Source organism: Intrasporangium sp., from assembly GCF_035280925.1.
Taxonomy (GTDB): domain Bacteria; phylum Actinomycetota; class Actinomycetes; order Actinomycetales; family Dermatophilaceae; genus Intrasporangium.
The window spans coordinates 1-9,778 of record NZ_DATEEY010000153.1 but is presented as its reverse complement, the minus strand read 5'-3'; the positions used below and the strand labels follow the sequence as shown (position 1 = coordinate 9,778).

Annotated in this window: 8 protein-coding genes and 1 pseudogene; 4 read left to right on the top strand and 5 right to left on the bottom strand. The window is 70.0% G+C overall.

Going from position 1 to position 9,778, the window contains the following annotated elements; all coding sequences use genetic code 11:
- Nucleotides 1-54 precede the first annotated feature (54 nt).
- Together VJN29_RS14070 and VJN29_RS14065 are read right to left on the bottom strand one after the other, a co-directional pair.
- Nucleotides 55-162: pseudogene (locus VJN29_RS14070) on the bottom strand (GNAT family N-acetyltransferase); the annotation flags it as partial.
- A 238-nt stretch (nucleotides 163-400) separates the two neighbouring features.
- Entirely contained in the window at nucleotides 401-1,501 is a 1,101-nt protein-coding gene (locus VJN29_RS14065) for an epoxide hydrolase (RefSeq protein ID WP_324144257.1), read from the bottom strand.
- Between the two features lie 89 nt (nucleotides 1,502-1,590).
- On the opposite strand from VJN29_RS14065, the gene VJN29_RS14060 reads away from it, so the two are divergent.
- On the top strand, nucleotides 1,591-2,262 hold the full coding sequence (locus VJN29_RS14060; RefSeq protein WP_324144256.1) for a helix-turn-helix domain-containing protein: 672 nt from the start codon (nucleotides 1,591-1,593) through the stop codon (nucleotides 2,260-2,262).
- Nucleotides 2,263-2,280: 18 nt separating this feature from the next.
- Here the strand turns inward: VJN29_RS14060 and VJN29_RS14055 are convergent, their stop codons facing one another.
- Nucleotides 2,281-3,501: an amidohydrolase gene (locus tag VJN29_RS14055; RefSeq protein WP_324144255.1), complete on the bottom strand. Its 1,221-nt coding sequence runs from the start codon at nucleotides 3,499-3,501 to the stop codon at nucleotides 2,281-2,283.
- A 97-nt stretch (nucleotides 3,502-3,598) separates the two neighbouring features.
- Between VJN29_RS14055 and VJN29_RS14050 the strand changes: the two genes are divergently transcribed.
- Nucleotides 3,599-5,059 (top strand): phospholipase D family protein, encoded by a 1,461-nt coding sequence (locus VJN29_RS14050; protein WP_324144254.1) that lies wholly within the window; start codon nucleotides 3,599-3,601, stop codon nucleotides 5,057-5,059.
- 26 nt (nucleotides 5,060-5,085) lie between these two features.
- Nucleotides 5,086-6,186: an AI-2E family transporter gene (locus VJN29_RS14045; RefSeq protein WP_324144253.1), complete on the top strand. Its 1,101-nt coding sequence runs from the start codon at nucleotides 5,086-5,088 to the stop codon at nucleotides 6,184-6,186.
- A gap of 77 nt (nucleotides 6,187-6,263) precedes the next feature.
- Here the strand turns inward: VJN29_RS14045 and VJN29_RS14040 are convergent, their stop codons facing one another.
- A complete protein-coding gene (locus VJN29_RS14040) occupies nucleotides 6,264-7,910 on the bottom strand; it encodes an FG-GAP-like repeat-containing protein (protein WP_324144252.1) in 1,647 nt (548 codons plus the stop codon).
- Between the two features lie 78 nt (nucleotides 7,911-7,988).
- Nucleotides 7,989-8,582, bottom strand: coding sequence for a TetR/AcrR family transcriptional regulator (locus VJN29_RS14035; protein ID WP_324144251.1), 594 nt, complete (start codon nucleotides 8,580-8,582; stop codon nucleotides 7,989-7,991).
- Nucleotides 8,583-8,657: 75 nt separating this feature from the next.
- Here VJN29_RS14035 and VJN29_RS14030 point away from each other — a divergent pair, with 75 nt between their 5' ends.
- Complete coding sequence (locus VJN29_RS14030) at nucleotides 8,658-9,713, top strand: hypothetical protein (RefSeq protein ID WP_324144250.1); 1,056 nt, start codon at nucleotides 8,658-8,660, stop codon at nucleotides 9,711-9,713.
- The last annotated feature ends 65 nt before the right edge of the window (nucleotides 9,714-9,778 follow it).

Here is a 9,778-nt window from a genome sequence, read left to right as displayed (position 1 = left end):
TACCGTTGACGCATGTGCAACCCACTGTGGCGACGTGCCCTCGCGCAGGCGGAGCTATCCCGCTCGGTCCCTGAGCGGGAGGTACATGACGTGCAGCCCCACCAGCCCGTGCTCGGGGTCGTCGAATGCCTCGGGCACGGTGCCGATGATGCGGAAGCCGAGACGCCGGACCGGGTCGACCCGGTCGGATGAATGCAAAGCCGCTGCTCGAGCTCCACCACATCCCGTCTACCCACGACGGAAGGCCTGCTAACGAGGCGAGCCCATCCCACGCGACGGCCGGTGCCGCGCTTGGACGGTGCGTGATGTCTCTGGCTCAGGGGTTGTTGCCCGAGGCGCCCGAGCCGTATGCCGCTGAGCTGGCTCCCGAGGTCGAGGCACCTCGGGAGCCCGCACCGTCTCAGAGGCTGGTGAAGAACTCGACGACGTCACCGACGAGGACGGCCGTGTCGTTGTGCGCGGCGTAGTGCCCGCCGCCGTCGCGAAGCCGCCACATCCGGATGTCGGCGTGGTCCCGCTCGGCGAACCGCCGGATCGATCGGAAGTCGTTGCCCCAGGACGAGAGAGCAGTGGGCACCGTGGTCGGGCTCGTCGGCCGGTGCTGGGCCAGGTGGTTCTCCCGGTAGAGCCGGATCGAGGAACCGGCGGTGCCGGTGAACCAGTACGTCGCGACGTTGCCGACGAGGAAGTCGTCGTCCTGGTCGAGCATGAGCTGGGAGTTCCACGCGAGCAAGGCAACCGGTGAGTCGGCGAGCCCGAAGGCGAGGGTCTGCGGCGCCTGGGACTGGAGCACGTTGAAGGCGCCGATGTTCTCCCAGAACCAGGTCAGGACGTCCAGCGCGGCCTGCTCGTCCTCGGTGAGGCCCTCCATCTCCGACGGGTCTCCCGTGGGGAAGGAGAACAGCTGCGTCACGTGGACGCCGATGCAGTGCTCGGGGTCCAGGCGTCCCACCTCCGGGGAGATCATCGAGCCGGCGTCGTTGCCCATCGCCCCGTAACGCTCGTAGCCCAGGCGGCTCATCAGCTCGACCCAGGCCCGTGCGATCCGGACGTTGTCCCAGCCGGACTCGGTCGTCGGCCCGGAGAACCCGTAACCGGGGATCGAGGGGATGATGAGGTCGAAGCCGGCCTCGGTCAGGGGCTCGATGACGTCGAGGTACTCGAGGACGGACCCGGGCCAGCCGTGGGTGAGGACGAGCGGGATCCCGCCCTCGCGTGCGGAACGGGCGTGGATGAAGTGGACGTTCTGGCCGTCGATCGTCGTCGTGAACTGCGGGTAGGCGTTGAGCCGGGCCTCGACGGCGCGCCAGTCGAAGCTGGTGCGCCAGTGGTCGGCCAGCTCGCGGACCCGGGCCAGCGGGACGCCGTACGACGTCTCCGACCCCTCGATCTCGTCGGTCCAGCGGGCCCTCGCCAGCCGGTCCTTGACGTCGTCGATGTCGGCCTGCGGAACCTCGACCGTGAAGGGCTGGATCGGCGGTTTGGCCTCGGTGCTGCTCATGGCTTCTCCCTGTGGAATGGAACGGAATAGAGCGTTCCGTTCTACAGTAACGGAATGATCCGTTCCGCACAACCCCTAGGATGGCCGACATGACCGCCGCACCCGCCGCACCCGCCGCACCCGCTGCACTGCCGGGCCGGAAGGCCCAGGCCGCTCGCAACGACGCGTTGATCCTCGACGCGGCCCGCACCGTGTTCCTCCGAGACCCGTCCGCACCCATCGCGGCGGTGGCCAGCGAGGCGGGCGTCGGCATCAGTGCGCTCTATCGGCGCTATGCCAGCAAGGAGGCCATGCTCGCCAGCCTGTGCGCGGAGGGCCTCGACCGCTACATCGCGGCGGCGGAGCGCACCCTCGCGAGCGGCGCCGACCCGTGGCAGGGGTTCGTCGCGTTCATCACCGAGATCGTCGACGAGGACGTGCATGCCCTGACGGTCCGGCTGGCTGGCAGCTTCACCCCGACCCAGGAGCTGGGCGCCCTTGCGGAGCGGGCTATTTCGTTGGGTTCCGAGGTCTTCGACCGCGCCCACGACTCCGGTGCCCTCCGACCGGGACTCGTCGCGAACGACGTCGCCATGATCCTCGAGCAGGCCACCGCCATCCGCGTCCGTGATGCCGAGCGGACCATCGTGCTCCGCCGCCGCTACCTCGCGCTCCAGCTCGAGGCGATGCGGGCCAGGCGCCCACGTGGAGGCCCCCCGCCATTGCCCGGACCACCGCCGACGGATGCCGAGCTCGGTGAGCGCTGGGTCCCGCGCGCCTGACTCAAGAGGCCGGACCCGTCACGCCGCCTGGCCGAGGTAGGCCAGCGTCGCGACGATCAGGGCCTCGGTGCCGGCGGTCAGCGTCGGCTGCAGGGTCGGTGCGAAATACGGGGAGTGGTTGGGATACAACGGCTGGCCCGGACCGAAGCCACCCAGGCCCCAGTAGGTGTAGGGCGTCCCGAACGCGTCGGGGAGCCGACTGAAGTCCTCGCTCGCGGTGACCCGGCCCAGCTCGATGACCCGGGATTCGCCGAAGTGCGATCGGAAGGCCCCGCTGACCTTCGCAGTGACCTCCGCGTCGTTGTCGGTGAGCGGGAACTGGTCGTAGTACTCGAACGTCGGCGGCGCTGGCGACCCGGACGCCAAGCACTCGGCCCGGACGATCCGCTCGATGCCGGCGATGACCCGCTGCCGGACCGTCTCGTCGTAGGTCCGGATGTTGACGAGCAGGACGGCGCGGTCGGGGATGATGTTGCTCTTGGTCCCGGCGGTGCTGCTGCCGACGGTGACCACGGCGAACTCACCCGGCCGGGTCTCCCGCGCGACGATCGTCTGCAGCCGCAGCACGATGGAGGCGGCGAGGACCACAGGATCGACACCAAGATGCGGCATGGAGCCGTGGGATCCCTTGCCGTGCACCGCGATCCTGACGCTGTCGCCTGCCGACAGGGCCGGGCCGGCCTGCGTGCCGACCACTCCGGCCTCGTGGCCGAGCACGTGCTGCGCGAACGCGACGTCCGGTCGGGGGATCTTGTCGGTCAGGCCGTCGTCGACCATGCCGCGGGCGCCGGCGCCGGTCTCCTCGGCCGGCTGGAAGAGCGCGATGAAGGTGCCGCTCCAGGCCTCGCGGGCGCCGGCAAGAGCGGCGGCGGCACCGAGCAGGCAGGTGACGTGGACGTCGTGCCCGCAGGCGTGCGAGACGCCGACGGTGCCGCCCGACTCGTCCACGGCGGTGACCTTCGAGGCATAGGGCAGGTCGGTCAGCTCGGTCACCGGCAGCGCATCCATGTCGGCACGCGCGAGGACCGTCTGCCCCGGCCCGTTTGCCAGGACGCCCACGACCCCACCCCCGACGCGCCGGACGTCGTAGCGGAAGGCCGTGAGACGGTCGGCGACCTCGGCGGAGGTACGCACCTCATGGGAGCTCAGCTCGGGATGAGCGTGCAGGTCTCGGTAGAGCTCCTCCTGCCAGGCGCGCGTGGCGTCCATGCCCGCCAGCACTTCCTCCACCCGTGTCATGTCGCTCATCTCCTCCGGGAGCCTGCACTCCCACCGAGCCTAGGCACCTCGATGTTCGCGAACCCCGTTTGCCACCGAGATGCGCGACGATGCAGGCATGGACCTGTCATCGCGGCTGGGCCGGCTGGACGCCAAGCTGGGCGACGGACTCGAGGCCGTCCTGCGCCGCCACCACCTTCGGCGCCTCGGCAACCTCGGTTGGACCGATGCCCTCTCCGTGCCGGAGGAGCCGGCGTGGTGGTCGACCCGCGCCCCGGTCCGGCGGGGCAACAGCGTCGACGTCCTCATCGACGGCGCGGCTGCCCTGCCCCAGATCGAGTCGGCCATTCGCGGCGCGCGGGAGTACGTCCACATCGCAGGGTGGCACGCCGAGCCGGGCTTCGAGCTCAGCCGTGGTGACGGGGCGACCCCCTTGCGTGACCTCCTCGCCGAGGTCGCCCAGCGCGTCCCGGTCCGCCTGCTCCTTTGGGCCGGACCGCCGGTGCCGGCGTTCCGGCCGACGCGCCAGATGGTCAGGCGCGCTCGCGACGAGTTCGTCCGGGACAGCCTGGTCGAGTGCGCACTGGACAGGCGTGAGCGCACCCTCCACTGCCACCACGAGAAGATCGTCGTCGTCGACGGGAACCTCGCGTTCGTCGGCGGGATCGACCTCACCTCCCTCCAGGCCGACCGCCACGACGAGGACAGCCACCCGCCCCGCGACCCGCTCGGGTGGCACGACGTGGCGGTGCGCCTCCGTGGGCCCGCGGTCGCGGACGTGGCCCGGCACTTCGTGCACCGCTGGAACGACGTCACGACCGACCACCTCGCGCAGCCTGCCCCGCCACCACCCGCCGGCGACGTCGAGGTGCAGGTGCTCCGGACGGTGCCCGAGCAGGTCTACACGTTCGCGCCCCGCGGCGAGTTCACCATCCTCGGGGCCTACCTGCACGCCTTGACCGCCGCCGAGCGGTTCATCTACCTCGAGAACCAGTTCCTCTGGTCGCCGGAGGTCGTCGACATCCTCGCCGACAAGCTCGCCCATCCGCCCACCGAAGACTTCCGACTGCTCCTGCTGCTGCCTGCCCGGCCGACCACCGGAGCCGACACGACGCGGGGCCAGCTCGGTCGGCTGCTCGAGGCCGACAGTGGATCGCGTGGGTCGGGCCGGCTGCTCGCCACCACGATCTCCGCGCACGACCAGGGCAGCTCCGCGCCGGTCTACGTGCACGCCAAGGTCGGCATCATCGACGACCGGTGGCTCACCATCGGCTCGGCCAACCTCAACGAGCACTCCCTCTTCAACGACACCGAGATGAACGTGCTCACCTGTGACCCGGACCTGGCCCGCGACACGCGGCTGCGGCTGTGGTCCGAGCACACCGAGCAGCCCAGGGAGGCCGTCGCCGGCGACCCGCACACCGTCATCGACGAGGTCTGGCGCCGGATCGCGCAGGACCAGGTCCGCCGCCACCACGACGGGCTCCCTCCCACGCACCGGCTCAGGCTGCTCGAGCACGTGTCCCGGCGGACGGACCGGCTCCAGGGGCCGCTCCGCGGACTGCTCGTCGACGGGTAGTCGACTCCCTGTGGAAGAGTTCCGCCATGAACGCACCGCCGCAGTCCCCGAGGACCCGGACCGGACCGTGGCAGGACCGGCTGGGTCGCGCCTCGATCCGCAGCCTCCAGGCCCTCGTGGTGCTCAGCCTGGCCGTCGTCGTCGTCTGGGTGGGCGTGCAGCTGCGCCTGGTCGTCGTGCCCCTCCTCATCGCGGTCCTCATCGCTGCGGCGGCCAGCCCGATCGTGAGCTGGCTCAACCGTCGTGGCCTGCCGCGGGCACCTTCCGTCTGGGCCACCCTCCTCACCGGCTTTGCCGTGCTCGGCGGCCTCGTCTGGGCGGTTGCGCGAGCGGCGCGGGACCAGTGGGGCGAGCTCGCCGAGGGGGCACGGCAAGGTGTGCAGGAGCTCGAACGCTTCCTGGCCGAGTCTCCACTGGGCCTCGACCGTGAGCGGTTGGACGACCTCTGGAACCGGGCCGGAGAGGTGCTCGCGGGTCCGCAGGGCCGATCCATCCTCACCGGGGCCACCCTGGTCATCGAGATCCTCGCGGGCATCTTCCTCGGCCTCGTCCTGCTCTACTTCCTGCTCAAGGACGGCGCGCGCATCTGGTCCTTCCTCCGCGACGAGCTGCTCCCCGACCGCCATGCCAAACGGTTCGACCGGGTGGCGGAAGAGGCCGTCTCGACCCTCGGCGGCTACGTCCGCGGCACCGCCCTCATCGCGCTCGTCGAGGCCGTCATCATCGGGAGCGCGGTCGCCATCCTCGGCGTCCCGCTGGCCCTGCCGATCGCCATCGTCGTGTTCATCGGGGCGTTCATCCCGCTGCTCGGCGCGACGGCCGCAGGCACCCTTGCCGCGCTGATCGCGCTCGTGAGCAACGGCGTCGTCGCTGCCCTCGTCCTGGTCGCTGTCGTCATCGTCGTCAACCAGCTCGAGGGCGACGTGCTCTCCCCCTACGTCCTCGGCAAGACCCTGTCGCTGCATCCCCTCGCCGTCCTGCTCGCGCTGTCCGCGGGGACGATCTCGGCCGGCATCATCGGGGCGATCCTCGCCGTCCCCTTCGCCGCCGTCGCCTGGTCCGCGATCACGACCTGGCGCAGCGTCGAGAACGACGAGCATCCCGCACCTGCCCCCGACTCAGCATGACCCCGACTGAGCCAGAACAGGACCCAGCCGTATGCCGCTGAGCTGGCTCAGCGGCATACGGCTCAATGAGTGCCCGTCTACTTGAAGGGCGCCTCGTCCACGAGAGCGGGACCGACGACGCGTCCGTCGGGCGCGACAAGCATGCCGTTGCGCTCGCTCACGGCGACGCTCGAGTCGACCACGTTGCCGCGACTGTAGACGATGTCGCCCGGCCCCATCCCCGGCACGAGCGTCTCCACCGTGACGAGGGTGAACCCCTTTGCGCGCAGGTCGGAGATGATGCCCGGCACCGCGTCAGCCGTGGCCGACACCCGGTCGTGCATCAGGACGATCGACCCCGCGCGCGCGTTGCTCACGACGTGACTGCGGATCTCGCTCGCCGTGCGGCCGTCCCAGTCCCTCGGGTCGACCGACCACAGGATGAGCGGCTTGCCGAGCTGGCGGGTGTTGCTGTTCCACGAGCCGTACGGCGGCCGCAGCAGCGTACTGCGAGGCACCCCGGCCGCGGCGATGGCGTCATCAGCCTGGGTCACCTGGGAGCGCTGACCGGAGAGGCTCAGCGTGGCCAGGTCCGGGTGGGACCACGTGTGGTTCTCCACCGGGAACCCGTAGCGGTGCTGCTTCTGGGTCACCGAGACCCTGGACGAGATCTTGTTGCCGATGACGAAGAACGTGGCCGGCGTACTGGTGCTGATGAGGGTGTCGACCAGGCGGCTGGTCGGGGAGTCCGGGCCGTCGTCGAAGGTCAGCGCCACGCAGGACACCCTCGCGCAGTCGACGGGAGTGCCGGTGCCGCCGTCACCGTTGAAGTCCCCGGGCCCGAAGACCGGGTCCAGGCCGCCCCAGCCACTGCCGACCTGGACACGACCCGAGTACCAGCCACCGGTGCCGCTGCCACGGTAGAGCCAGAGCCTGCCGTCCGCGTCCCGCGCCAGGAGGTCCACCTTGCCGTCGCCCGAGAAGTCGCCCGGAGTGACCAGAGCCGTGAACCCGCCCCAGCCGCTGCCGACCTGGACCTTCGGCCAGGTGATGCCGCCCGTGCCGTTGCCACGGTAGAGCCAGAGCCTGCCGTCCCCGTCCCGCGCCAGGATGTCGACCCTGCCGTCACCGTTGAAGTCGCCCGGGCCGAGCACGGCGGTGAGCGAGCCCCAGCCGCCGCCGAGATCCGTGTAGGGGGTGCTCCAGCCGCCCCTGCCGTTGCCGCGGTAGAGAATCAGCCTGCCCGCGGCGCTCGTCGCGAGGACGTCGACGCTGCCGTCGCCGGAGAAGTCGCCCGGCCCGAGGATGTTCGTGAAGCTGCCCCAGCCGCTGCCGATCTGGGGGTAGGGCGAGAGCCAGCCACCCTTGCCGTTGCCCCGGTAGAGATACAGCTTGCCGTCGGCGTTCGTCGCGAGGACGTCGACCTTGCCGTCGCCTGAGAAGTCCCCCGGGCCGAGGATCTTCGTGAAGCCGCCCCAGCCGCTGCCGACCTTGAGGTACGGCGTGATCCAGCTGCCCTTGCCGTTCCCGCGGTAGAGGATCATCTGGCCGGCTTCGTCACGCGCGAGGACGTCGACCATCCGCACCGTGGTGGCCGCTTCCACCGCGGTCGAAGCCGCGGGGACGGTCGCGCTGGGTGCCGCGGTCGGCTGCACGGCCGCCTTCGACGTGGCTGCAACGGTCGCAGCGGGCAGGAGGGCGCCGAGGGTCATGGCCGCAACCGCCAGCAATGCCTTGGTTCTCATGCTTTGACGGTAAGTCTGAGCGGCCCCACTCCGCAGGGACTTAGGTCCTTCGGTACTGGCGACCTGCAGGAATGTCCATCAGGTCCGCCTCATCTGCTCACTGACCTGCGCGAGGTGGTGCGTGAGGACCGCGAGGAGACGGTCCGGGGACTGGGGCCGCATCGCGGCGTGCACGGCGAGCCCGTCCAGCAGTGCAAAGAGGCGCTCTGACTCCAGATCGACGTCCTCGCGTGGAAGGTCCGGAGCAAGGAGCATGCTGATCCACCGTTCGCACGCCCCCCGCAGGCGGTCGTATGCCTCGTCGCGCAACACGCGCAGCTCCGGATCGACGAGGGCGCGCGCGGTGAAGGCGAGCCACACCTCGTTCTCCGTCCTGCGCTCGCAGTCCAAGGGCAGCAGCTCGGCGAGAACGGTCGAAACCGCCTCCGCTGGATCGTCCGGGAGCTGGAGAGCGGCCACCCGTTCCTCGATGCGATCGATGACCATCCCCATCGCAAAGCGCAACAGCTCCGACTGGCTGCCGAAGTAGTGCCGAAGTGAGCCCATGGACACCCCGGCTTCTCGTGCCACCTCCCGCACCGAGGCGCGGTCGAGTCCATCGCGCAGGACGACGCGCCAGACGGCTTGGGCGAGCTCGCGGCGTCGCTCGATCGGATCCACCATCTTCGGCATCTAGTCGTTATAACACAACCGTGCTACTTTCGGTTTATAGCACAGTCGTGCTACCAAACCAGGGAAGGAAGCGCCGTGACTGCTGTCGACCCCCGGGTCTCCAACACTGCTGGTCCCCCGCCACACCCGCCGGCCCGATGGTGGCGCCGGATGCTGCACGACCGGTGGGCACGCATCGCCGCCGCCGGATGGCTGGCTGCCAACGCCTGGGTCCTCCTCGTGACGGACGGCCCGTTGCCGTTCGAGTGGCCCAACGCCACCTCGCCCTCCGTCGAGGCGCAGCTGCTCGACGCCAACCTCGCTCTGCTCCAGGTGTTCGCCCTCATGGCGCTGGTCCGCGTCATCACTCGAGGACGAGTGGCTCCTGACCTGCTCGCCCGAGCTCCGGGACGAAGCATCGCGCAGCGCGAGACGCTTCTGTTACTGGGCTACGGGGTCCTTGGCCTCGCTGGCGGGTTCCTGCTGGCGCGGTCGCTCGGGTGGCAGTCCTTCGGGCTGCACCTTGCGGGGAGCCTGCACGCGACGCACGACAATGTCGGGCCGGTCGAGGCGGTCACTTGGGCCGTCTACAACCTCGCCGTCTACGCCGTCGCGCCATTGCTGTTCTTCCGTCGGCGCTACGCGGCGCTCGCACTGAACCTGCGGTCGACGGATCGGCGCAACGATGCGCTCGTGATCCTCGCGGTGCTGGCCGTCGAGACAGCCTTTCAGCTGTTCACCCTGGGGCCGGGCACCTTCGAGCTGACCACGTCGCAGCTGGCGCTGGGCGCAGCGGCAACGTTCGTGCTCTACCTGGCCGGCGCGGTGCTCCCTGCCATGGTGTTCATCTACGCCATCCTCGTCCCGCGCTACCTGCGGCTCACCGGCTCGACCCTCGGCACGGTGGTCCTCGGCGGAGTCACCTATGCCGCCCTCCACGTCTGGGACTCGTGGACGCTGTTCGACTCACCGGCGAACGCGATCCTGTCGACCATCTTCCTGCTGTTCACCTACTTCGGTCCCGGGATGATCAAGGCCTACCTGACAGTCCGCACTGGCAACGCCTGGGTCCACGTCTGGGCCTACCACGCCCTCGCTCCGCACACTCTGGTGGACACCCCTCACACCGTCGAGATCTTCCACATCCGCTGACTGGTGACATCAGTCGCGGGATGGCGTGTACTGGAGCGACCGACGAAAGGTGACAACATGTTTCG

What these genes read in the sequence shown, in the direction of transcription:
- VJN29_RS14065 (WP_324144257.1), bottom strand. Translation starts at nt 1,501, where the DNA reads ATGAGCAGCACCGAGGCCAAACCGCCGATCCAGCCCTTCACGGTCGAG.
- VJN29_RS14045 (WP_324144253.1), top strand. Translation starts at nt 5,086, where the DNA reads ATGAACGCACCGCCGCAGTCCCCGAGGACCCGGACCGGACCGTGGCAG.
- VJN29_RS14055 (WP_324144255.1), bottom strand. Translation starts at nt 3,501, where the DNA reads ATGACACGGGTGGAGGAAGTGCTGGCGGGCATGGACGCCACGCGCGCC.
- VJN29_RS14035 (WP_324144251.1), bottom strand. Translation starts at nt 8,582, where the DNA reads ATGCCGAAGATGGTGGATCCGATCGAGCGACGCCGCGAGCTCGCCCAA.
- VJN29_RS14060 (WP_324144256.1), top strand. Translation starts at nt 1,591, where the DNA reads ATGACCGCCGCACCCGCCGCACCCGCCGCACCCGCTGCACTGCCGGGC.
- VJN29_RS14050 (WP_324144254.1), top strand. Translation starts at nt 3,599, where the DNA reads ATGGACCTGTCATCGCGGCTGGGCCGGCTGGACGCCAAGCTGGGCGAC.
- VJN29_RS14040 (WP_324144252.1), bottom strand. Translation starts at nt 7,910, where the DNA reads ATGAGAACCAAGGCATTGCTGGCGGTTGCGGCCATGACCCTCGGCGCC.